General features: G+C 58.9%; 17 protein-coding genes and 1 other RNA gene. 2 read left to right on the forward strand and 16 right to left on the reverse strand.

Annotation, left to right across the window (positions count from 1 at the left end):
* Window positions 1-25 precede the first annotated feature (25 nt).
* Window positions 26-1,291, forward strand: a complete 1,266-nt coding sequence (locus KW837_RS22050) for a dihydrolipoyllysine-residue acetyltransferase (RefSeq protein ID WP_218398627.1) — start codon at window positions 26-28, stop codon at window positions 1,289-1,291.
* 727 nt (window positions 1,292-2,018) lie between these two features.
* Here the strand turns inward: KW837_RS22050 and KW837_RS22055 are convergent.
* From KW837_RS22055 to KW837_RS22085, 7 genes are all read right to left on the reverse strand, one after another.
* Window positions 2,019-3,173 carry a M20 family metallopeptidase gene (locus KW837_RS22055; RefSeq protein WP_218398628.1) on the reverse strand — a complete coding sequence of 385 codons (1,155 nt, stop codon included), beginning with the start codon at window positions 3,171-3,173 and terminating at the stop codon, window positions 2,019-2,021.
* Window positions 3,170-4,594: a M20 family metallopeptidase gene (locus KW837_RS22060; RefSeq protein WP_218398629.1), complete on the reverse strand. Its 1,425-nt coding sequence runs from the start codon at window positions 4,592-4,594 to the stop codon at window positions 3,170-3,172. The genes KW837_RS22055 and KW837_RS22060 overlap by 4 nt, the downstream gene beginning before the upstream one ends.
* Complete coding sequence (locus KW837_RS22065) at window positions 4,591-5,580, reverse strand: ABC transporter ATP-binding protein (RefSeq protein WP_218398630.1); 990 nt, start codon at window positions 5,578-5,580, stop codon at window positions 4,591-4,593. Before KW837_RS22065 ends, KW837_RS22060 begins: the two co-directional genes overlap by 4 nt.
* Complete coding sequence (locus tag KW837_RS22070; protein WP_218398631.1) at window positions 5,577-6,593, reverse strand: ABC transporter ATP-binding protein; 1,017 nt, start codon at window positions 6,591-6,593, stop codon at window positions 5,577-5,579. The genes KW837_RS22065 and KW837_RS22070 overlap by 4 nt, the downstream gene beginning before the upstream one ends.
* A gap of 16 nt (window positions 6,594-6,609) precedes the next feature.
* A complete protein-coding gene (locus KW837_RS22075) occupies window positions 6,610-7,512 on the reverse strand; it encodes an ABC transporter permease (protein WP_218398632.1) in 903 nt (300 codons plus the stop codon).
* Window positions 7,513-7,521: 9 nt separating this feature from the next.
* Window positions 7,522-8,439: an ABC transporter permease gene (locus KW837_RS22080; RefSeq protein WP_217857978.1), complete on the reverse strand. Its 918-nt coding sequence runs from the start codon at window positions 8,437-8,439 to the stop codon at window positions 7,522-7,524.
* Between the two features lie 105 nt (window positions 8,440-8,544).
* Window positions 8,545-10,065, reverse strand: coding sequence for an ABC transporter substrate-binding protein (locus KW837_RS22085; RefSeq protein WP_218398633.1), 1,521 nt, complete (start codon window positions 10,063-10,065; stop codon window positions 8,545-8,547).
* Between the two features lie 189 nt (window positions 10,066-10,254).
* On the opposite strand from KW837_RS22085, the gene KW837_RS22090 reads away from it, so the two are divergent.
* On the forward strand, window positions 10,255-11,172 hold the full coding sequence (locus tag KW837_RS22090; protein ID WP_218398634.1) for a LysR substrate-binding domain-containing protein: 918 nt from the start codon (window positions 10,255-10,257) through the stop codon (window positions 11,170-11,172).
* A 355-nt stretch (window positions 11,173-11,527) separates the two neighbouring features.
* On the opposite strand, the gene KW837_RS22095 is transcribed toward KW837_RS22090, so the two are convergent.
* From KW837_RS22095 to KW837_RS22135, 9 genes are all read right to left on the reverse strand, one after another.
* Complete coding sequence (locus KW837_RS22095; RefSeq protein WP_218398635.1) at window positions 11,528-12,784, reverse strand: integrase domain-containing protein; 1,257 nt, start codon at window positions 12,782-12,784, stop codon at window positions 11,528-11,530.
* 187 nt (window positions 12,785-12,971) lie between these two features.
* Window positions 12,972-13,365: a transfer-messenger RNA gene (gene ssrA / locus KW837_RS22100) on the reverse strand.
* Between the two features lie 116 nt (window positions 13,366-13,481).
* The gene (locus KW837_RS22105; RefSeq protein ID WP_218398636.1) at window positions 13,482-13,757 is read right to left on the reverse strand and encodes a hypothetical protein; all 276 of its coding nucleotides are present in this window, start codon (window positions 13,755-13,757) and stop codon (window positions 13,482-13,484) included.
* Window positions 13,758-13,975: 218 nt separating this feature from the next.
* Window positions 13,976-14,257, reverse strand: a complete 282-nt coding sequence (locus tag KW837_RS22110; protein ID WP_008005503.1) for a hypothetical protein — start codon at window positions 14,255-14,257, stop codon at window positions 13,976-13,978.
* Between the two features lie 129 nt (window positions 14,258-14,386).
* Window positions 14,387-17,197: an FAD-binding and (Fe-S)-binding domain-containing protein gene (locus KW837_RS22115; protein ID WP_218398637.1), complete on the reverse strand. Its 2,811-nt coding sequence runs from the start codon at window positions 17,195-17,197 to the stop codon at window positions 14,387-14,389.
* Window positions 17,194-17,865, reverse strand: a complete 672-nt coding sequence (locus tag KW837_RS22120; protein ID WP_218398638.1) for a lactate utilization protein — start codon at window positions 17,863-17,865, stop codon at window positions 17,194-17,196. The genes KW837_RS22115 and KW837_RS22120 overlap by 4 nt, the downstream gene beginning before the upstream one ends.
* On the reverse strand, window positions 17,865-19,319 hold the full coding sequence (locus tag KW837_RS22125) for a LutB/LldF family L-lactate oxidation iron-sulfur protein (protein ID WP_123498862.1): 1,455 nt from the start codon (window positions 19,317-19,319) through the stop codon (window positions 17,865-17,867). The genes KW837_RS22120 and KW837_RS22125 overlap by 1 nt, the downstream gene beginning before the upstream one ends.
* Complete coding sequence (locus KW837_RS22130) at window positions 19,316-20,140, reverse strand: (Fe-S)-binding protein (RefSeq protein ID WP_218398639.1); 825 nt, start codon at window positions 20,138-20,140, stop codon at window positions 19,316-19,318. Before KW837_RS22130 ends, KW837_RS22125 begins: the two co-directional genes overlap by 4 nt.
* 151 nt (window positions 20,141-20,291) lie before the next feature.
* Window positions 20,292-21,983 carry a lactate permease LctP family transporter gene (locus tag KW837_RS22135; RefSeq protein WP_218398640.1) on the reverse strand — a complete coding sequence of 564 codons (1,692 nt, stop codon included), beginning with the start codon at window positions 21,981-21,983 and terminating at the stop codon, window positions 20,292-20,294.
* Window positions 21,984-22,011: the final 28 nt, after the last annotated feature.

The raw sequence follows: 22,011 nt of genomic DNA on the forward strand, positions 1-22,011 counted from the left end.
AGAATCGAATTTTCAGGAAGTGGTCATGAAGAATGTGCATGAAGTTCGAATGCCCGACATCGGCGATGCCAAGGATGTCGGGGTCATTGAAATCCTGGTCAGCGCGGGCGATACGGTGCTCGAAGGGCAGGCCCTGATCATCGTCGAGACCGACAAGGCGTCCATGGAGATTCCTTCGCCGCAAACGGGTGTGTTGCAATCATTGGCGGTCAAGCTGGATGACAAGGTCAGCGAAGGATCGTCGATTGCCTTTATCGAGATCGATCGGCCATTGTCAGTGCCTCCACAACCGGATGTCGCACCTGTAGCCGAAGCCGTTGCAACCTGCGCCGAACCCGAGCGGGTCGTTGCGACACCATCGCCAACTGAAACCAATGGTTCACTAACGGACTTGCCGCTGGCATCGCCCTCGGTGCGTAAGTTCTCTCGGGAACTGGGTGTTTCACTCAAGGCCATTCAGGGCACGGGAGCGCGTCATCGCATCACTAAGGATGATGTCCTGGCCCATGTAAAAGGGGCTCTGACCGCCCAGGCGCCGGCGGCCAATTCTCAGCCGTTGGGTGGTTTATTACCTTGGCCGGTGGTTGATTTCGCCAAATATGGGCCGGTGGAAAGCAAGGCGCTGTCCCGGATCAAGAAAATCAGCGGCGCTAACTTGCACCGCAACTGGGTGATGATTCCTCACGTTACCAATCATGACGATGCGGATATCACATTGCTGGAACAGTTCCGTGTGCAGATGAACCAGGAAAAAGCGCAAGGAGGAATAAAGATCACGTTGCTGGCCTTGTTGATGAAAGCCTGTGCGGCGGCGCTGAAAAAGTTTCCGGAGTTCAATGCCAGCCTTAATGGCGACGAACTGGTGTTTAAGCGTTACTTCCATATCGGGTTTGCCGCCGATACGCCGCAAGGGTTGGTCGTCCCTGTGATCAAGGATGTCGACCAGAAAGGCGTGCTGGCGATTGCGCGGGAAATGTCAGCGCTTGCTGAGAAGGCTCGTGCAGGTAAGTTGAGCGTTAGCGATATGAGTGGCGGCTGCTTTTCCATCTCATCGTTGGGCGGGATTGGCGGGACCTATTTCACGCCGATCATCAATGCGCCCGAGGTCGCCATATTGGGGGTGGGTAAAAGCAGGGAAAGACTGGCGATGGAAGATGGGCAAGTGGTCACGCGGAAGATTCTGCCATTGAGCCTGAGTTGGGATCATCGCGTGATCGATGGCGCCGCCGCCGGGCGTTTCAATGCCTATCTGGGCAGTGTGCTGGCGGATTACCGCAGGCTTGTCTTGTAGTCTGAAAGTGATGGTTTGGTCGAGCCGTTTATAGATTTTTCGTTTGTCATCGCGTTGATCTACAAGGCGCTGTAAATCACCCCTGTTGCGATGCTCATCATCTGGAAGGTACGGATAAATTGGTGGGTGTTTTCCCGCGACTGCAAATCAGAATGTGGCGGATCATCTTCATGTCTCCGCCAATTGGGATGACGTTACCGTTGCGCTTTGGTCACGTCCCGGTGTGGTGTGGACGTGGGTAAACTTATCGGCATGGCGGCGGCGACGGAACTTTCCCCGGCAAGTCGAGGGTGTGCAGGCATTCTTGAAGGATACCGTGACGAATGCCGCGTTCTGGCCTCGGGCGAAAAACAGTGCCGTCAGTGTATTGGCCACACGGTATTCGGCGCGGTGTCCCCCGTTGGGTAAGTAGGCTGTTGCACGCATCCAGGAAGCGTTGCATACGCAGGAGCATGGTGCGCAAGGTCCCGATGGATTCTTATGCTTGCGATACGTTACGCCTCCAGGCTTGAGCGCTTGTCGCCATCTAGGGCGTTGAAGGAGTAGTCCACCAATTCCGGACAGTAGCGTTGGACCCTTGGAATTGTCATGACCATGCTCTCTCACAGTCGGATGCTCGAATGTCATCTCGTCGGTGGTATGCCATCAGGTGATGACGTCAACCTTCAACGCCGGGGCGTGACTGCGTGAACACCCTATCCCCGGCGATTCGTAGATACTCATTACCTCAACTGCTCTCGCCGACAGCCAGAATGGTCGCCACCAAGGCCAGCGCGCGAGGCACCAGCGTGTCCAGTTCCAGATATTCACGATCGGTGTGGACCTTGCCACCAACCGGCCCGAGGCCACACAGGGTTGGAATGCCCAGGCTGGCGGTGAATCCGGAGTCGGCGCAACCGCCGGTGAATTCACCTTCGACGCTGAAACCCAGCGCCAGCGCTTTTTGCTGGTAGATGTGCAGCAGCCGTTCGCTGTGATGGGCTTCCATCGGCAGAAAGATCGTCGCTTCCTTGAGGATGGCGCTGGTGCCGATCAGTTCTTCTTCTGCGACGATGGCCTGGATTGCGGTAAAGATCTGATCCCAGTGTTTGAGTTCGATGAAGCGCACGTCCAGCCGGGCGGAGGCGCTAGGCGCGACGGTGTTGCTGGACGTGCCACCGGATATCAGGCCAACGTTAGTGGTGATGCCTGCCGGGTAATCGGTCAAGGCATGGAGCTTGACGATCTTGCGTGCCAGGGCCTCGATGGCGCAGGCTCCGTCGGCATGGTTGACCCCGGCATGCGCCGCGCGGCCGCTGACTTCGATGATCAGCGTGGCGCCGCCTTTGCGTGCGCTGACCACGTTACCGCTGGCCCGGCCGGGTTCTGTATTGAGCACGGCGCGGGCGGCACGGGCTGCGTGTTCGATATGGGGCCTGGAACTGCCGGAGCCGATTTCTTCGTCGCCGGTGTACAGGACCTGCACCGGATAGGGCAACGGACCGGCGCGCTTGAGTGCTTTGAGCGCGAAGCAATTGAGCACCAGGCCGCCTTTCATGTCGGCGACGCCGGGGCCAAAGGCGAGGTTGCCATCGCGGCTGTAGCCGCGCGTCGCGGTGGTGCCTTTGGGGAACACCGTGTCGCGATGGCCCAGTAGCAACACCGGCTTTCCAGGTTCGCCTGGCACTTCGGCGAGTAGCACGTCGCCAAAACCATCGACCGGCATGCGCTTGAGCAGAATGCCGTCGGCTTCCAGTTCAGCCGCAAGCAGCGCGCCCACCGCGTCGACACCCGCCTTGTCATAGCTGTTGGAGTCGGTGTCGACGATACGCTGCAGCAGCGCTTCCATGGCTGGGCGCTGGTCAGCAAGCCAGTCCAGCGCCTGTTGTGCAGTGGCGCTCATTGCGCCTGCTCCCGCAACTGATGTTCCTGGGTCAGGCGTGCCGCGTCGTTGCCCAGGTCCCAGAACAGCCCGGCCATGATTTGCAGGCTTTCCTTGACCACCGGTGCCAGCAGGTGTTCGTTCGGCGCATGTTGTGAGCAGGCCGGGTACGAGTGCGGCACCCACAAGGTTGGCAGGCCGAGCACGTCCGCGAACACATCGTTGGGCAGCGAGCCTCCGAGGTTTGGCAGCAGCGCGGGTTTTTTGCCGGTGGTCTGTGCCAAGGAGCTGAGCGCCCAATTGACCCACGGGCTTTGCGGGTCCAGCCGCGTGGCATGCATTACATCGATGCGGCTTTGCTTGACTTCGACATTGCTGAAACCATGAGCATCCAGGTGGGCGCGCACCGCCGGGATAAAGGTCGTGTAGTCGCTGTTCACCACGAAGCGGATATGGCAGTGGGCGTTGGCTTTGCCGGGGATCGCGTGCACCGGGGCGTCCGGGTTGCCGGTCTTGAAGGCGATGACGTCGAGGGTGTTCCAGCCGAACACTTTTTCGCTCAGCGAGAGCTCCGGGTTACCCCAGTTGGCGTCGATTTCCGGATCGCCCGGTCCGCCACCGACGTCAATATCGGCCAGTGCCTGGCGAACCGGCTCAGGCAGTGTCTCGGGCATCAGGCCCGCCACTTTCACCCGACCGTGTTCATCGACCATGCTTGCGATGGCATTGGCCAGAATGATGCCAGGGTTGGCCAGCAACCCGCCCCAGTTGCCAGAGTGATGAGCGCCTTCGCGCAAATTGACCACCAGCTCGAAGTTGAACACCCCGCGTGAACCGAGAAAAATCGTCGGTCGTGATGCCGCCAGGCGCGGGCCGTCCGAGGCGATGAAAACATCCGCGGCGAGCTCTTTACTGTGGGCGGCACAGAATGCATTCAAGCCTGGCGAGCCTTCTTCTTCGCCCATTTCCAGCAGCAGTTTGACGTTGAAACCCAGCTTGCCGTCGCGAGCCTTGAGCGTTTGCTCCAGCGCGGTCAGGTTGATCAGGTGCTGGCCTTTGTTATCCGCCGTGCCGCGGCCGTACCAGCGATCGCCTTCAGCAATGACTTGCCACGGCGACAGGCCTTCACGCCATTGCGCTTCATAGCCGCGCACCACATCACCGTGACCGTAGCTGAGCACGGTCGGCAGTTCCGGATGTTCAATGCGTGTGGCGATCATGAAGGGGCCGCGCTCTGCCACCGGGTTGTCATAGATATTGACACTGAAGCCCATCGCCTCGACATGCGGGGTAATGAAGTCATTGAGGTAGCGATACAACTCGGGCCGGCTGTCCGTTGCCTGGCTTTCGGTGTGCAAGGCGACGCTACGTTCGAGCAGATTGAAAAATGCGCCGTTATCAAATTGCTCGGTGGTGTTGCTGATGGCCAGTGAACGACTCATGAGTGGACAAGCTCCAGTGTTTGGGCGGGATTGTCGTGAAGGTGGCAACGCACGTTGCCGCCGATAATCGGATCATTGGCCGGGTAGGCCGTTTTGCAGGGGGCGAAGCAGCTCGGGCAGCGCGGATGGAAGGCGCAACCGGAGGGCGGTGACATCGGATTGGGGAAGGAACCGCGCAGGCCGATTTCGGGAATGCCCAGGCGCGGATCGGGCGTGAGCACCGAATCCAGCAAGGCACGGGTATAAGGATGGCCGGGTTTGGCGAATAACGATTCGCGAGTGCGTTCTTCGACGATGCGTCCCAGGTACATCACCGCGACCCGGTCGGCGAGGTGTTCGATGACCGCCAGGTTATGGCTGATCAATAGATAGGTCAGGCCGAATTCGCGCTTGAGGTCTTGCAGCAGATTGAGAATCTGCGCCTGCACCGAAACGTCCAGCGCCGAGGTGGGTTCGTCGCAGATCAACACGTCAGGGCGCATGATCAACGCCCGGGCAATGGCCACCCGTTGCCGCTGGCCGCCGGACAGTTGGCTCGGATAGCTGTCGATGACCCGTTTCGGCAGACCGACCACATCGAGCATCTCTTCGGTCTGCTTGCGTCGCTCGGCGGTGCTGCCAATGTCGTGCACGATCAGCGGCAGGGTCACGATTTCGCGCAGCGTCTTGCGTGGGTTCAGCGAGGAATACGGGTCCTGGAATATCGGCTGGATGTGCCGGGACATTTCCTTGCGATCAGTCGCCGCCAGATGTTTGCCATTGACCAGCACATCGCCGCTGGTTGGCGGCAACAGACCGAGCAGCATTTTTGCCAGGGTACTTTTTCCGCAACCGGACTCGCCGACCAGGCCGAGGGTCTCGCCACGCATCAGACGCAGGGAAACGCCATCGACGGCCTTCAGCGTGGCGGCAGGTTTGAAAAAGCCCTTGTTGATCCGAAACTCGCGACGGATGTCGCACAGCTCCAACGTGATGTCCTTTTTCATGACCGTGCCCTCTCTTGAAGGCGAATCGGTGCCGGGGCCGGTGCGGCGAACAGGCAGCGCGCCATGTGGCCGTCCTGTTCGATTTCGGGGATGTTTTGCGCGCAGGCCGCTATCGCCTGAGCGCAACGATTGCGGAACGCACAACCTTGCTGTTCGCCCACCAGACTCGGCACCAGGCCTGGAATCGAACCCAGCGCTTCACCCGGTTTGGTCCGGCCAGGGATTGGAATACTGGCCAGCAGACCACGGGTGTACGGATGCTGCGGGTTCTCGAACAGTTGCAGGGCAGGGGCGGTTTCGACGATTTCCCCGGCATACATCACTGCGACCCGATCGGCGATCCGTGCCACCAGCCCAAGGTCGTGGGTGATGAAGATCACCGCCAGGCCGAACTCTTTCTGAATGTCGCGGATCAAGCGCAGGATCTGCGCTTGGATGGTCACGTCCAGTGCCGTGGTGGGTTCATCAGCGATGATCAGGTCCGGCTCGCACATCAACGCCATGGCGATGATCACCCGCTGGCGCAAACCGCCAGAAAGTTGATGCGGGTACTGACGCAAGCGTTCGGTAGCATTGCTGATTCCGACTTTCTCCAGCATCTGCGCGGCGCGAGCCAGGGCATCCTTGCGTGACACCTTGCGATGCTGAGTCAGCACTTCGCTGAGCTGATCGCCAATGCTGTAGGCCGGGTTCAGCGAGGTCATCGGTTCCTGGAAGATCATCGCCAGACGGTTGCCGCGCAGGTCACACATGCGCCGTTCGCTCTGGCCCAGCATGTCGATACCGTCCAGAGTCAGCCGGGACGCGGTGCGTTTAGCCTTGCGTGGCAACAGGTCCATCAGCGCCAGCGAGGTCAGGGATTTACCGCAGCCGGATTCGCCGACGATGCACAGCATTTCACCGCGCTCGACTTCAAAATCCAGACCGCGCACGGCATGCAGCATGTCATCCGGCGTCGGGCTGTTGCCCATGGGGATGTCCACGCGCAGGTTTTCCACATGGAGTAGTGCCATGTTCGGTACTCCTCTATCAGTTGCGGCCGTCGGGCAGGATCAGATCGCGCAGACCATCGCCGACCAGGTTGATGCCCAGCACCAGAATCATCAGGGCGACGCCGGGAATGGCGATGACCCATGGGGAAAAGAACATGTAGGGTTTGCCTTCAGCGATCATCAAACCCCAGGACGGCGTCGGCGGCTGCACGCCAACCCCGAGGAACGACAGTGCCGACTCCAGCAGGATCGCGTGGGCCATTTCCAGAGTCGCGACGACGATCAGCGCGCCGACCAGATTGGGCAGAATTTCACTGACCAGAATGCGCAGGGTCGAGCAGCCAAGAGCCTGGGCCGACGCCACATATTCAGCATCGCGAATCTGTTGCACCGAAGCCCTGACTACCACCGCGAAGCGATCCCATAACAGGCAGCCGAGCAGCACGATTACCACTTTCAGTGAGCCGCCCATCAGCGAGGCTGAGGCCAGCGCGACCATCACGACCGGCATCGCCAGTCGGGTGGTGATCAGGTAGCTGATAAACGCATCGACCTTGCCGCCGTAGTAACCAGCCAACAGCCCCATGACGGTGCCGATAAAGCCGGAAATCAGCGCCGCCGCAATGCCGATGAACAGCGAAATACGTGCGCCGTAGAGCAGTCGCGACAGGTAGTCACGGCCCAGCTTGTCGGTGCCGAGGACGTATTCCCAGGTGCCGTGGGCCATCCATACCGGCGGTTTCATGCGCAGCATCACGTCTTGCGCATAAGGGTCGTAAGGTGCCAGCCACGGCGCGAACAGTGCACCAGCGAAGATGATCAGCAACAACACCGCGCCGATGGCGAAACCACGATGACGAAAGCTCTTGCCAAGCACTCGGCTCAGGCTGCGCGGTGGTGGCAGGTAGTCATTGATCGCAAGGGTCGTGGGGGTGCTCATGTAAGCCTCCTAGCGCACGCGAATGCGCGGGTCGAGCAGTGCGTTGAGCACATCGGCCAGCAAGGTGAGGATGATGTAGATCACCGCAATCAGCAGGACCACGGCCTGTACCACCGGAAAGTCGTCACGGGCGATGGCGTCCCAGGCGAGTTGTCCGATGCCTTGCAGGGAGAACACGGTTTCGATCACCACCGAACCGCCGAGCATGAAGCCGAACTCCACCGCCGCCAGCGCGACTACCGGAATCAAGGCGTTGCGCAGTGCGTGCTTGAACAACACGCGGGCAGGGCGCAGGCCCTTGGCGCGGGCGGTGCGGATGTAATCGGAACTGAGTACATCAAGCATGCCGGCGCGGGTCAGACGCATGATTGCCGGAGTCGCGTAGTAGCCCAAGGCAATGGCCGGCATGACGAAGTGCAGCATGGTTGAGTTGCCGGACACCGGCAGCCACTTGAGCGTCACCGCGAACACCACGATCAACATCAGCGCAAACCAGAAACTTGGCATTGCCTGACCCAGCACCGCAATGCTCAAGGCCAGTCGGTCAACCCAGGTGTCGCGTTTGACCGCCGCCAGCACGCCCAGTGGAATCGCCACCAGCAATGCGATACCCAGCGCCATGGCACCTAACCCGAGGGTAATCGGCAAGCGGCTGGCGACGAGGTTGTAGACCGATTCCTGAAAGAAAAAAGAGTTGCCCAGGTCCAGCCGCAGCAAATCGCCCAGCCAGTTGAAGTACTGGGTCGGTAGCGGTTTGTTCAAACCGTATTGCACGCGGATCTGTTCGATCTGTTCGCTAGTGGCTTCCGGTCCGCCAATGGCCGTGGCCAGGTCGCCGGACAGATGCAAAAGAGAAAAGCTGATCACCGACACGGTAATGGCAACGCAAATAGCGATGCCCAGACGGCGCAGAAGGAATCCAAGCATGGCAAGTTTCCTCATATCCAATGGATGGCAGGTGTGAGGACGTGTCCGTGGTGAGGGTTAGTCCGCAAGCCACGGCACCTCTCGATCAATCCGTTCGGTTGCGGATTACTTCCAACTGGACTGAACGAAACGCGGCAGCTCATCCGGGTACGGCGTGAACGCGAGTTCGGAGGAGTAGGCGTAGTTCATCGAGTAGTTGAACAGCGGCGCCCAGTACGCCTGTTCGCTGATGCGCTGCAACGCCTTGCGGTAGTTGTCCTTGCGGAATTGCGGGTCGAGGGCGTTATCGGCGGCCTGCAACCAACCCTGGACTTGCGGATCTTTGATGTTGTCGTCCGGATTGCCCTTGAACCAGGTGCCGGCCGACGCCGAGGTGTCGAGGATCGAGAACGAGCCCCAGGCCTGAAACGACATCGGCACCTTGCCGCCACGTTGCTGATCGCGCAGGGCGGCGTACTTCAAGTAACGTAGCTTGGCGTTGATGCCCACCGCGCGCAGGTTGCCGATGATGGCTTCGACGTAATCACGGTCGCGATAAGCGAAGATTTCTGTCTCGAAGCCATTTGGGTAACCGGCTTCGGCGAGCAGCGCCTTGGCCTTGGCCGGGTCATAGTTGTAGACCGTGGCAGCGGTGGTATCGCAGCCGAACTGGCCTGGATAACAGGCAACCTGCAAGGGTTTGGCTTCGCCACCCACCAATTGCGTGGCCAGCGCATTGCGGTTGATCGCATGGTTGATGGCCTGACGCACCTTGAGGTTCTTCATCGGCGAGTTTTCCGTGGAAGTGCCCCGAGCATCAAGAATCAGGAAGCCGATGCGCATGGTTTCGCTGCTGGTCACGGTCAGGTTCGGCATGCCTTTGAGGTCGACTGCCTGATCCGAGGTCACACGCCAGGTCCAATCGACACCATCGGTCATCAACTCGGCCAGGCGGGTTTCTGCATCCGGGATCACCCGGAACGTGAGGTGGCCGATATGTGGCTTGCCTTGTGGGCTGTCCGGAAAGTAGTCCTTGTTGATCTCCATGGTCACGCCTTCGCCAGCCACCACCGACACGGCTTTATACGGCCCGGTACCAATTGGCTTGCGACTGAATTCGGCCAGGCCGACCTTCTCGAAGTACTGCTTGGGGAACATCGGAACGGCGTTGGACAGGTATTCCAGTGCCGGAGGGAAAGGCTTCTTCAAATACAGGCGGACGCTGTAGTCACCGGTTTTTTCGGCGCTCTTGATCCAGTCTACGTTTTGCACGGTAACGACCTTCGCTTCGGGCGACACCACGTAGTTGAGGGTGAACACCACGTCGTCGGCGGTGAAGGCGTCGCCGTTGTGAAATTTGACGCCTTTGCGCAGCTCAAAGTCGATGGTGGTGTCGTCGACCTGTTTCCAGCTGGTGGCCAGCATGGGTTTGTATTCGCCGCTGTTGGGATCGCGGTAGATCAGGTTGTCCCAGATCAGCCGGCCGAGAATCACACCTTCGCGTAAATCGTTGTGATAGGGGCTGATGTTTTCAGGCTCGCTGTCGGAAGCGTAAACCAGGGTGTCGTTGGCTTTACCGGCGTGAGCCGGAAAACTGCTGATGAGGCCCATCAGCGCAATACTGCAGGCGAAACCTTTGATGCCCATGCCGTCGTCTCCGTTGGCGAGAGTGGTTGAATCAAAGGGCAGCGAATCGCAAATGCGTAAAGGAGGATAAGAAGGTCAGGTAATGTTTTTTTTTTTGATCTGGACACGAATGTAGGGAAAGGCTATCAATGCCACAAGAATAATATTTCGATACTTCCGTTGCCGAAAAGGCAATCCTTGGGGGCGCCGATGCAGCTGTATGGTGTGCAGTCCACGGCACTGCGCTATTTTCTGGAAGTAGCGCGATGCGGATCGGTTAGCGAAGCCTCGGTGCGATTGAATGTCGCGGCGTCAGCGGTGAGCCGACAAATTTCCAAGCTTGAGTTGGCCCTGGATGCCAGCCTGTTTGAGCGTCGTGCCCGGGGCATGGTGCTCAGCGAGGCGGGGGCGCGACTGGCGGCTTATGCGCGCAAGTCGCAGCTTGAGGCCGAGCAGGTGGTGCTGGAAATTACCGAGCTGCATGGCTTGCAACGGGGTCATGTGCATGTTGCCTGCTCGGAAGGATTTGCACTGGAATACATGCCCAGGAGCATTAGCGCGTTCAGGCGTGAGTATCAAGGCATTCATTTCACATTAGAGGTCTGTGCGCCTGCGGAAGCGACTGAGAAGGTTCGTTCCGGCGAAGCCGATCTGGCGATGACCTTCAGCCTGATGCCGCAAAAGGAAATCAAGGTCGAACATGTCCTGAGCGGGGCGATTTTTGCCGTGGTCTCCAATTCTCATCCCTTGGCCGGGCGTGAAGCGGTTAGTCTCGCCGAGTTGCAACCCTGGCCCATAGCATTACCGAAGGCCGATACTACGATACGGCAACTGTTCGACATCTGTTGCGGTGTACAGGGGTTGTTGTTCGACCCGGTGTTGACCACTAATTACGTTGCCGCGCTCTATAGCTTCGTCCGCGAAGAGGGAGTGATTAGCCTGGCCAGCGAAATGACCTTGCACAAGCAGGTGGCCGACAAGGCACTCCAATGCTTGCCGATCCTGGATGAAGGCATGCAGGCACGGCGCATCGAACTGCAAAGCATGGCTGGACGCAATTTACCGGCGGCGGTTTCTGCGTTCAGGGATTTTCTGATCGCTGAGCTGGCGAAGGCGAAGCGTCGTTGAAAAGACGAGGTTACTCGACGCTTCCGCCTTGTGGTCGCTCTAGCGCCCAAATCAAACTCTACGAGTGGCTGCGAATGACTGTGGACTTAACCATACGATGCAACAGCCGCAACCATTGTTCCAAAGTAAAATCGACGACGTGCAAGAAGAACCCAGGCAGTACCACGAGGAAGGCGCAACTCGTGGCTGTCTGATAGACCTTTTAAGCGTGAGCCCCTGAGTATGGGAATGTGGAGCCTTCCCATACTCAGGGGCTTGGCCGGAGAAGCGCAGGCATGCGAGAGATTCAGCGACAGTCGCCATTTCTGTCTCCATTCTCCACGACACGAATGGCATGGATTGTCGCCGGTGATGTTCAGCGTATCGGCACCACGTTGCGGTCTCTGGTTTGATTGATGGCAGATGCCGACAGGCTGCCAGTGGCCGCCTTCTGGATATGTTCACTCCACCAGGCCATCATCGGACGCCGGCGTTCGATGTAATCCGCCCGGTTGTAGGCGCTACGCACTTCGTCCTTGTCGACATGTGCCAACGCGACCTCGATCAGTTCCGGATCCCAGCCATGCTCATTCAGGATGGTGCTGGCCGTGGAGCGCATGCCGTGGCTGACCAAGCGGTCCTGGAAACCCATGCGTTTCAACGCCATGTTGGCAGTCTGGCTGTTGGCGTGGGTACGTGGATTTCTGTCCGCCGGAAACACGTACTCCCTGTGGCCGCTGTGGGACTTGAGTGCCTCCAGCAGCGCGAGTGCCGGTTCTGACAATGGAATGGTATGCGCGCGACGCTTTTTCATGCGTTCCGGGGGGATGGTCCAGATACGTCTGTCGAAGTCGATATCTGCCCATCGGGTGGTTGCCGCTTCGGCAGGACGAGTCATGGTGTGCAACTGCCATTCGATCAGGCAGCGGGTCGTTCTTTTGATTGCAGCGTTGGCAATTTCCAGCATGAGCTCCGGAAGCTCATCAGGTGATAGCGCGGCCATGTTCTCTTTCTTGGGCTTTTTGAAGACCGCTCGAATACCGCTGAGGGGGTTGGCAAAGATCAGTCCCGAATTTACCCCGTAGGTCATGATCTCGTTGAGCCTTTGGCTCAACCGCTTCACGGTCTCGAGGCTGCCTTTTGCCTCGATTGGCCGAAGCAGTTCGATGATCATCGGAGCGGTAATTTTCGAGAGCGGCGTTGCTTTCAGGTCTGGAAATACATGAAGTGAGAGCGACCGCCAGATGTCTTCGGCATATGCAGGTGTGACCGAATCTCTCTTCAATTCAAACCAGGCGGTGGCGATGTTCTCGAACGTGTGTTCGGTCTCCGCTCGTTTGGCTTCGTTCTGAATGTTGCGCTGCACCTTGGGATCAATGCCTTGTGCAAGTAGCTCGCGCGCTTCAACGACTTTCTTTCGGGCATTCGCCAACGAGAGCTCTGGATAAGTGCCCAGTCCCATGTTGATACGGTTCTTGGTTATCGGATCGCGATAGTTGAAGTTCCACAGCATTGAGCCGTTGCTCCTGACCCGGAGCTGGAGACCGTCACCATCGCTGAGGACGTAATCCTTGTCTTTGGCCTTGACTGCCTTGAGCTGGCGGTCGGAGAGGCGAAGGGCTGGAGCAGGCATGAGAGCTACCTCTGACACCGTTTTGGTATTCCAAAAAATAGCACCGGATGCCTTGGAATACCATTTGGAATACAAAAAACGCTGGAACTCAAAAAACCTCGAAAGCCCTCAATAGCCCTGAAACCCTTGTATTTACTGGATTTTAGGCACAAAAAAAGACGTCCGTGGACGTCTTTAGATGATGAAGTGGTGGAGCCGGGGGGATTTGAACCCCCGTCCGCCAGTACTCCGCTGTCGGTACTACATGCGTAGCCGTGTCTATTAAGTTAACCCTCAGCGACCCGACGGGCAGGGTGCTTTGGGCGAGTTGTGTAAGTTTTAGCCGCTTCGTCCACAACGTACTGCACGGCGATTCTGTTCTATATGACAATCACTTTGGGTTTACAGACATCCCCTGATGATTGCTGGACCCGAAGGTACCAGGAGGGAAGGGCTAAGGCTGCTTACGCAGCGAGAGCGTATTCCCCGTAGGTTTCGTCATTGGCAACTATAGAAAGTTGCAACAGTGGATTTACGAGTTCTGTTACCAACTCGGCATGCACCTAAAGTTTCGCAACCGGCGTCGAATCCTAAACGGCCCCGAACCTGCTGTGTGTAACCAGCAGGCAAGCGCAGTGTACGCCAATGCGCGCGGCGAGTCGACCTTCTGTCCATGCTTGCGTGTCAGAGCCAACGCTGGATTGGCTCTGGTCTGGCCCTACTGACCGTGCGCGTGGCTTTGAATGTCCTGAAGCGCTTGCTGCGTCAGGGAAACACACTCTCTGTCATTGTTGGCGGTGTGGGCGGCCTTGGCTTGTTCATTTTTGGTGATCACGACACCTTTGGTGGCAGCGTCCAGCGTGGTAGTGCTGGACAGCTTGCTGTTGACTTCCTGGAGCTTCATTACGCATTGATCGCTATCGTTTGAGGCGTATGCGGAGGAGGCCAGCATTGTTGCAGCGATGAGCAGTCCAGCCAGGGCGGAACGCTTCATGGGTATCTCCTGGAACGGGGGTGGGGATTGGGCCACGCTGATTGGGGCTTAACAAATGGACTGTGATGGCGTGCAAGGGTTCTGTTTTTGCTGGCGATGGGGTGAAAGATTTTTCCGGGAGGCGGGTGCGAAAAAGGGACAAGAAACGCCTGATGCTCCGCAAGCTTAGGGTTTACATGGCTGAGAAGGCCAACCCGAAGGTTGGCCTTCGGTAGTTATTAGCCTTTATCACCTTTGCCCGCGTTCTGGATCTCCTGCAGGGTTTGAGTGGTTTCGGAGATGCATTTTTTAGTGCCTTCCTCGGTGTTTTGCGCTTGGTAGGCCTTGGCTTGCTGGACGCTGGCCTCGACGCGAGTCTTGATTTCCGGCGCCAGGGTCTGGGTCTTGGCATTGGCGATGGCTTGCAGGTTGGTTGCACAGAGATCATCGCCGGCGGCAAACGAGGAGGAGGCCAGCATTGAGGCAGTAACGAACAGACCTAACAGTACTGAGCGTTTCATGGGTATCTCCTTGAACTGAGGGGCCAGGCATTGCTGGCCATCAGAACGGGCTGCCAATTTTGGGAAAGGTCCCGCGTTTGCGGGACTTGATCGGTGGACTGCGACGGTGCGTCAGGGTTCTATTTTTCTTCAGGTCGCCCTGGCCTGGGTCACCCGATCCACCAGATAGACCAACCCGTGGTAGTCAATTCCGCCGTGTTGCGTCAGACCAATCTCACAGGTGCGGCTGGTGGAAATCCCTTCGCTGCATTGCTGTACCGCGTCCTTGAGCGTGCGTAACGAATGGGCATTCAGTTCCGGGGTGGTGAAGCCCTTGTCGCCGGCAAAACCGCAGCAGTGAATGCCTTCCGGGATGACCACGTTTTTACTGCACTTGCGCGCAAGATCGATCAACGCCTGGCTCTCGCCGAGATGCTGAGTGCTGCACGTGACATGCACCGCGATCGGCGCTTCCTGGGGGGTGAAATCGAGACGATCCATCAAGTGAGTGCGGATGAAGCGCACGGGGTCGTACAAGTCCAGTCGCACGTCGCCCAGGTCCTGAACCAGCCGCAAGGTGCAGGGGCTGGTGTCGCAATAGATCGGGTCGAGCCCGCCGCGGCTGGCGTGCAGCAGTGCGCCGATCAGTTCCTGGCGCTTGTGTTCGGCCTGTTCAGCGTAACCCTTGGAAGCAAACGGCTGACCGCAGCAGAGGTTGTCCTGATTGTCTGGAGAAACTACCTGATAACCGGCCTTTTCCAGCAGGCCGCGGGTTTTTTCGTACAGCGACATTTGCTCTTTATCACCCGCCGCCGGGCCCATGACCCGCGACACGCAGGCCGCCAGGTACACCACTCGAGGCCGCTCGTCCGACACCGTCGGGCTGAAGCGAATGGCCCTTTCCGGCTGCGGCATGGCGTTGGTCCATTGCGGGATTTGACCCTTGGACAACCGCGTCAGCGATGCCGAAAGTTTTGCCAGGCGCGGTGCTCCCAATAGCATCCGCGCACCGTTGGCGACGTGCAGGGTGAAGCGCGCGCCTTGCAGCACAGTGGCGAAATTTCCTTCAATCCAGTTGGCGGTTTTCGTATGCGTCGCTTTACGGCCGCGGAGTTTCTTCACCAGCTCACCGGTGTTGATTCCTACAGGGCAACGTTGTGCACACAGGCCTGTGGCGGCGCACGTTTCGATGCCTTGGTATTCGTAGGCCTGTTCCAGCTCGGCGGTGTCTGTGCCAGCGCGTTTCTTCGCTTGAATGTCACGCCAGATCACGATGCGCTGGCGTGGGCTCAACGTCAGGCCTTTCGACGGGCACACCGGTTCGCAGAAACCGCACTCGATGCACTTATCCACAATCTCATCGGCGGCCGGCAACGGTTTCAGATGCTTGAGGTGGATCTGTGGATCGTCGCTGAGCACCACGTCCGGGTTGAGAATGCCGTTAGGGTCGAGCAGGCGTTTGAGCTGCCACATCAACTGATAAGCATCGCTGCCCCATTCCAGTTCGACGAAGGGCGCCATGTTGCGACCGGTGCCGTGTTCAGCCTTCAGCGAACCGCCGAATTCAACGGCCACCAACTGCGCCACGTCGTCCATGAACGCTTGGTAGCGTGCGACTTCTTCCGCACTGTTGAAGCCTTGGGTGAAGACGAAGTGCAGATTGCCTTCCAGGGCGTGTCCGAAAAGGATCGCTTCGTCGTAGTGATGTTTGTCGAACAGCTCGATCAAGCGGTTGACGCCACTGGCCAGCTGTTCCACCGGGAACGTCACGTCTTCGATGATCACCGTGGTGCCGGTTTTGCGCACCGCGCCGACGGCAGGGAAGGTGTCCTTGCGGATTGCCCAGAGCCGGGCGTTTTCCACCGGGTCTTCGGTGAAGTCGATTTGCTTCTCTACCGGGAACCCAGTCAGCGACGCCATGATTTGTGTCAGCTGTTCCTGGAGCAAAGAGGACGACGCGGCGCGGGATTCGATCAGCAGGGCGCAGGCATTGGTCGACAGTTGTTGTACGAAAGCAGGCATGCCGGGCTTGTCCTGCACCGAGCGCAGGCTGCGGCGGTCCAGCAATTCCACCGCCGATACGGGTTGGCTTTTCAGCACGGTGACGGCGTTGCAGCAGGTTTCTACGTCAGGGAACACGATCAGCGCCGACGCCTTGTTCGGGTGGTCGATTACCGTGTCGTAGGTCACCGCGCTGATAAACCCGAGCGTGCCTTCGGAGCCCACCAGCAAGTGGCTCAAGATATCCACAGGCTCATCGAAATCCACCAGCGCATTGAGTGACAGACCGGTGGTATTTTTCAGACGGTATTTGTGGCGAATTTTCGCGGCCAGTTCAGCGTTTGCGCGGGTCTCGCGGCCCAACGTTGCCAGTTGTTCCAGCAACTCGGCGTGGCTCTCACGGAAGGCCGTCACACTGGCGGCATCTTCGGTATCGAGACGGCTGCCGTCAGCCAGTACCAGACGAATACCGGCCAGCGTGTGATAGGTGTTCTGCGCCGTGCCGCAGCACATGCCACTGGCGTTGTTGGCGACGATGCCGCCGATTTTGCAGGCGTTGATCGATGCCGGGTCTGGGCCGATCTTACGTCCGAACGGTCCCAGCCAGGCGTTGGCCTGGGCGCCAATCACGCCCGGTTGCAGACGGATTTGCGTGCCCTGACCTCGGATTTCGCGACCGTTCCAGTTATCCCCCAGCACGATCAGCACCGAATCGCTGATGGCCTGGCCAGACAGGCTGGTGCCGGCGGCGCGGAAGGTCACCGGGACTTTATCCCGTTGCGCCAGTTTGAGTAGCGCCACCACTTCGTCTTCGGACTCGACGCGAATCACCAGTTTCGGAATCAGCCGGTAGAAACTGGCGTCGGTGCCGAAGGCCAAGGTCGACAGCGGATCGTCGAAACGTCGCGTTTCAGGAATCAGTTGCTGCACATCTCGCAGGAAAGCCACCGGTAGACTCATTGGTCCTCCAGGATCAGAACGACCAGGTCTTTCGGGCCGTGGGCACCGTAAGCCAATACTTGCTCGATGTCGGCAGTCTTCGACGGGCCGGACACCAGCAAGGCGTTGGTCGGCATGCCTTGAGCCCATTCGAACTCCTGCTGCACCTGATAGAAGTTATCGCGGATTTCACTGGCCTTGAGCAGGGCGAAATGCACCGGCGGCACCAGGCTCATCAGGCGCGGTTCTTCCCGCGTCGGCCAGAGAATCAGACTACCTGTCGCGGCGATTGCGCCGAGGGTGGTGGTCAGGCTAGCCGGGGTGTCGTTGAACAACTCGGCTTTCCATTCCTCGACCGGATGGTCGTAGGCTTTGAGCGCGGGCAGGCCAGGATTTTTCGCCCAATGCGCAGTGATGCGTTGACCGTGGGGTGTCGTCGGCGCAATCAACAGGCTCGGCAACTGGCGATCCTGCAGCAGTTGCGCCAGCAATTCGGGCCAGCCATCTCTGGACGTCAGATGAATTTCGGTGTGCACCGCTTCCATCAGTTTGCGCAGTTGCGGGATGCGTTGTTCTGGCGTGTAGGTGTAGGGCTCGGTCACCAATTCGACATCGAAGTTGTCAGGCACCGGTGTGGTGCCTGTCAGACTGTTGCGCAATTTGGCGAGGATATTTTGTTTGGCGCTCATCAGCGGTCTCCCTGTTTGGCCAGATGCTCGCGGGCCATGTCATGCAGTGAGCGGGCGGCGGGTTTCGGTGCGCTGTGGTTCTGGGTCCACGGGCCGACGTTGCTCGGCGTCAGCGCTCGCAGGCGGGTGGCGAAAAAGCCGAACAAGCGATAGAGCGTTGGCGAGCTGTTGAGCTTCGCCCAGGCGTTCCAGATAAACCGTTCTTTGCGTGAGAACTTGCTGCCCTGGCCGCGCATGACTTGATGCGGGCTGTCCGGGGCTTTGACGTTCTCTTCCCGCAGGCGACGCAGCAATGCGGGGATCGGAATTTTTACCGGGCAGACTTCACCGCAAGCACCGCATAACGACGAGGCACTTGGGTGGTCGGGGACTTTCGCCAGGCCGACCATGTGCGGGGTGATGATTTTTCCGATAGGCCCAGGGTAAACCTCCCCATAGGCATGGCCGCCAATTCGGGTATAGACCGGGCAATGATTCATACAGGCGCCGCAGCGGATGCAGTTCAGGGTCTGACGTAATTCGCTGTCGGCGAAGGCTTGGCTGCGACCGTTGTCGAGCAATACCAGGTGCACTTCCTGCGGGCCGTCGAGTTCATGTTCCTTGCGCGGCCCGGAGATCATGTTGACGTAGGTGGTGATCGGTTGGCCGAGGGCCGAACGGGTCAGCAGCGACAACAGCGGTACAACGTCCCGCAGGTTTTCGACGACTTTCTCTATACCCGTGACGGCAATGTGTACGGGCGGCACGGTGGTCGACATGCGCCCGTTGCCTTCGTTTTCCACCAACAGCAAGGTGCCGGTTTCGGCCACGGCGAAGTTGACGCCGGAGACGCCGATGTCCGCTTCGAAGAACTTCTGCCGCAAGACCTTGCGACCGATCTGAATGAGTTGGTCAACGTCCTTGGTGTATTCCACGCCAAGTTTGTCGTGGAACAAGGACGCGACCTGACCGGCATTCTTGTGGATCGCCGGCATAATAATGTGTGAAGGCTTCTCGTGGTCGAGCTGGACGATGTACTCGCCCATGTCCGATTCCAGGCATTCAATGCCCTGTTCAGCGAGGAAGTGATTCATTTCCATCTCTTCGCTGACCATCGATTTGCCCTTGATCACTTGCCGCCCCTCGTGAGCGCGGATGATCGATAAGACGATGCCATTGGCTTCGTCCACCGTTTCCGCCCAGTGCACTGTCACACCGTTGCGGGTCAGGTTCTGTTCAAGTTGCTCGAGCAGGTCGGGCAACTTGGATAAAGCACGGGCTCGGACAGCATTGCCCAGCACTCGCAAATGTTCTCTTTCATGGGCATCGCTGAAGGACGCTGCCCGTTTGCTCATCAGTGAATCCATCGCGCTGCGAAAGTTGTTTCGCAGTTGCGTGTCAGCCAATGCCTTGTGCGCCCGGGCGCGAAAGTCTTCTTCTACGGCAACCGTAGGAATAATCGTGGAAGTGCTCATCGGGCACCTCCGGTACGCTGCCACAGGAAACTGGCCAGATGCTGACCTCGCAACGCTTCCTGCTGTTTCTCCAGCGAGCCATTGATGTTCATCAGGCAACCGCAGTCGGCACTCAGTACCTTGTGCGCACCGGATTCCTTCAACGACCGGGTCTTGTCAGCCACCATCGCGCCGGAAATATCTGGCATACGGACGCTGAAAGTCCCACCAAAGCCACAGCATTCACTTTCGTGGCTGTGGTCGACTCGCTCCACATTGCTTAGCTGCGCCAACAACTCACGGCCGTGCAGGTGGGTGTTCATTTCTCGGCGTGCCGAGCACGACGTGTGCAACGCCACTTTGACCGGTTCGCCGCTGTCCCTGAGCTGCACCTTGCAGACAAACAGCAGAAATTCGGCCAGCTCATAAGTCCGGGCGGCCAGGGCCTGGACCTGCTTCAGCGTTTGCGGCTCGTCCTTGAACAAGTCGGCGTAGTGTTCGCGCAGCATCCCCGCGCAAGACCCCGACGGCACCACCACCGGATAATCACCGGCAAACAGCGCCAGTTGCGAGCGCGCCACGGTCCGGGCCTGTTCGGTGTAGCCCGAGGTGTAGGCCGGTTGCCCGCAGCAGCTTTGCCCTTGCGGGTATTCGACACGAATGCCTTCGCGTTCCAGCAGGTGGATCGCGTCCATCCCGGCTTCCGGGTAGAACAGATCCACCACGCAAGTCCCGAACAGGTAGACCCGTGACGGTTTTTCGCTGGGGTATTGCCGAGGCTCGGGCAGTGGCGGGGCGACGCGGGTCGCATTCGGCACAGCGTTGTAAAAAAGCTCGCTCATCAGGCGTGTCTCCGGGTGGTCCCGGTTATCCGTCCGCTGAGGCTGCTGAATATAGAGAGGGAAGCTTTCAGCAGCCTTGCAGACCCGGTTGTGAATAGCTGACGCCGGGGGCGTAACCCGGCATCGGTTTTTTCCGTGTCGCGTGTAGTTCTTAGTGCACCAGCATGCCGGTGAACCAGTAGGCCTGAGCCAACGTGATCAGGCCGACGATCGTTGCAAAGAATAGGCTGTGCTTGAGGGTGAAGCGGAACAGATCCGATTCCTTGCCCACCAACCCGGTCGCGGCGCAGGCCACGGCGATCGATTGTGGCGAAATCATCTTGCCGGTCACGCCGCCGCTGGTATTCGCCGCCACCAGCAAGGTGTCGTTGACGCCGATCTGGTGCGCGGTGGTTGCTTGCAGTGAACTGAACAGTGCGTTGGACGATGTATCGGAACCGGTCAGGAACACGCCGAGCCAGCCGAGGAATGGCGAGAAGAACGGGAATGCCGCACCCGTACCTGCCAGTACCAAAGCCATGGTCGACGACATGCCTGAGTAGTTGGTGACGAAGGCGAAGGCCAACACCATACCGATAGACAAAATCGGCCAGCGCAGTTCGTAGACGGTCTCTTTAAAAGTGGTAAGACCAGTTTTTAGATTGATCTTCAATACCAGCATTGAGATCAGCGCAGAGAAGAAAATCGCCGTGCCGGTCGCGGAAATCGGATCGAGTTTAAACACCGCCGGAATCGCCATCGGGGCGGTTACGATCGGTGCGACTTTGATCACCATTTGATCCAGATGCGGAATCGCGAAGTTGAACACCCAGCTATACATCGAGCCACCCGCGGCGAACATCGCCTTGAACGGTTTCAGCGTCCAGATGGTGACCAGTACGGTGAGGATCAGGAACGGCGACCAGGCTTTGAAAATTTCCCCCAGGCTGTAAGGCGAAGCCACGGTGGTGCGCGGTTGGCCGAAACCGCCGGCGCTGGCCACCACGGAAGCCGAGACGGCGCCGACGATGTGTTGGCCGGCGGCGCGTTTTGGCTGCCAGATTTTCAGGAACAGCGTCAGGGAAATCAGGCTGGCCAGCGCGGAAGTGATGTCCGGCAGTTCCGGGCCAATGAAGTTCGAGGTGAAGTATTGGGTGACGGCAAAGCTTAAACCAGCTACCAGCGCCGCCGGCCAGGTTTCCCGAACGCCGCGCAGGCCATCCATCATGAACACTAGCCAGAAAGGCACGAACAGCGACAGCAATGGCAGTTGGCGACCGGTCATGGCGCCGATCTTGAACGCGTCGATGCCGGTGACTTGACCGGCGACGATGATCGGAATCCCCAAGGCGCCGAAAGCCACCGGCGCGGTGTTGGCGATCAGGCACAGGCCGGCGGCGTATAGCGGGTTGAAACCCAGCCCTACCAGCAGCGCGGCGGTAATCGCGACCGGTGCGCCGAAACCGGCGGCACCTTCCAGGAAGGCGCCGAAGCAGAAACCGATCAGCAGCACTTGCAGGCGCTGGTCGTCAGTAATCGACAGCACCGAGCTGCGGATCACTTCGAACTGGCCGCTCTTGACCGTCAGTTTGTAGAGGAACACTGCCGCGACGATGATCCACGCAATCGGCCACAAGCCGTAGGCGAAGCCATATCCGGCTGCCGCGAAGGCCATATCGACCGGCATCTGGAACGCGAAGATTGCCACCGCAATCGACAGCGCCAGGGTAATGCTGCCGGCCACGTGGCCTTTGAGACGGAACACGGCCAAAGCGAGGAAGAAAAATACGATGGGGATGACGGCCGCGAGTGCGGACACGCCGAGACTGCCGAGCGGGCTGTAGAGCTGTTGCCAGGTTTGCATATGGGGTGGCCCCTAATTGTTGTTGGTC

The organism is Pseudomonas sp. PDM24 (assembly GCF_019218905.1).
Classification (GTDB): domain Bacteria; phylum Pseudomonadota; class Gammaproteobacteria; order Pseudomonadales; family Pseudomonadaceae; genus Aquipseudomonas.

Bases quoted from the DNA above. Each gene is read 5' to 3' on its own strand.
- KW837_RS22050 (WP_218398627.1), top strand. From the start codon at position 26: ATGAAGAATGTGCATGAAGTTCGAATGCCCGACATCGGCGATGCCAAG.
- KW837_RS22055 (WP_218398628.1), bottom strand. From the start codon at position 3,173: ATGAGCGCCACTGCACAACAGGCGCTGGACTGGCTTGCTGACCAGCGC.
- KW837_RS22060 (WP_218398629.1), bottom strand. From the start codon at position 4,594: ATGAGTCGTTCACTGGCCATCAGCAACACCACCGAGCAATTTGATAAC.
- KW837_RS22065 (WP_218398630.1), bottom strand. From the start codon at position 5,580: ATGAAAAAGGACATCACGTTGGAGCTGTGCGACATCCGTCGCGAGTTT.
- KW837_RS22070 (WP_218398631.1), bottom strand. From the start codon at position 6,593: ATGGCACTACTCCATGTGGAAAACCTGCGCGTGGACATCCCCATGGGC.
- KW837_RS22075 (WP_218398632.1), bottom strand. From the start codon at position 7,512: ATGAGCACCCCCACGACCCTTGCGATCAATGACTACCTGCCACCACCG.
- KW837_RS22080 (WP_217857978.1), bottom strand. From the start codon at position 8,439: ATGCTTGGATTCCTTCTGCGCCGTCTGGGCATCGCTATTTGCGTTGCC.
- KW837_RS22085 (WP_218398633.1), bottom strand. From the start codon at position 10,065: ATGGGCATCAAAGGTTTCGCCTGCAGTATTGCGCTGATGGGCCTCATC.
- KW837_RS22090 (WP_218398634.1), top strand. From the start codon at position 10,255: ATGCAGCTGTATGGTGTGCAGTCCACGGCACTGCGCTATTTTCTGGAA.
- KW837_RS22095 (WP_218398635.1), bottom strand. From the start codon at position 12,784: ATGCCTGCTCCAGCCCTTCGCCTCTCCGACCGCCAGCTCAAGGCAGTC.
- KW837_RS22105 (WP_218398636.1), bottom strand. From the start codon at position 13,757: ATGAAGCGTTCCGCCCTGGCTGGACTGCTCATCGCTGCAACAATGCTG.
- KW837_RS22110 (WP_008005503.1), bottom strand. From the start codon at position 14,257: ATGAAACGCTCAGTACTGTTAGGTCTGTTCGTTACTGCCTCAATGCTG.
- KW837_RS22115 (WP_218398637.1), bottom strand. From the start codon at position 17,197: ATGAGTCTACCGGTGGCTTTCCTGCGAGATGTGCAGCAACTGATTCCT.
- KW837_RS22120 (WP_218398638.1), bottom strand. From the start codon at position 17,865: ATGAGCGCCAAACAAAATATCCTCGCCAAATTGCGCAACAGTCTGACA.
- KW837_RS22125 (WP_123498862.1), bottom strand. From the start codon at position 19,319: ATGAGCACTTCCACGATTATTCCTACGGTTGCCGTAGAAGAAGACTTT.
- KW837_RS22130 (WP_218398639.1), bottom strand. From the start codon at position 20,140: ATGAGCGAGCTTTTTTACAACGCTGTGCCGAATGCGACCCGCGTCGCC.
- KW837_RS22135 (WP_218398640.1), bottom strand. From the start codon at position 21,983: ATGCAAACCTGGCAACAGCTCTACAGCCCGCTCGGCAGTCTCGGCGTG.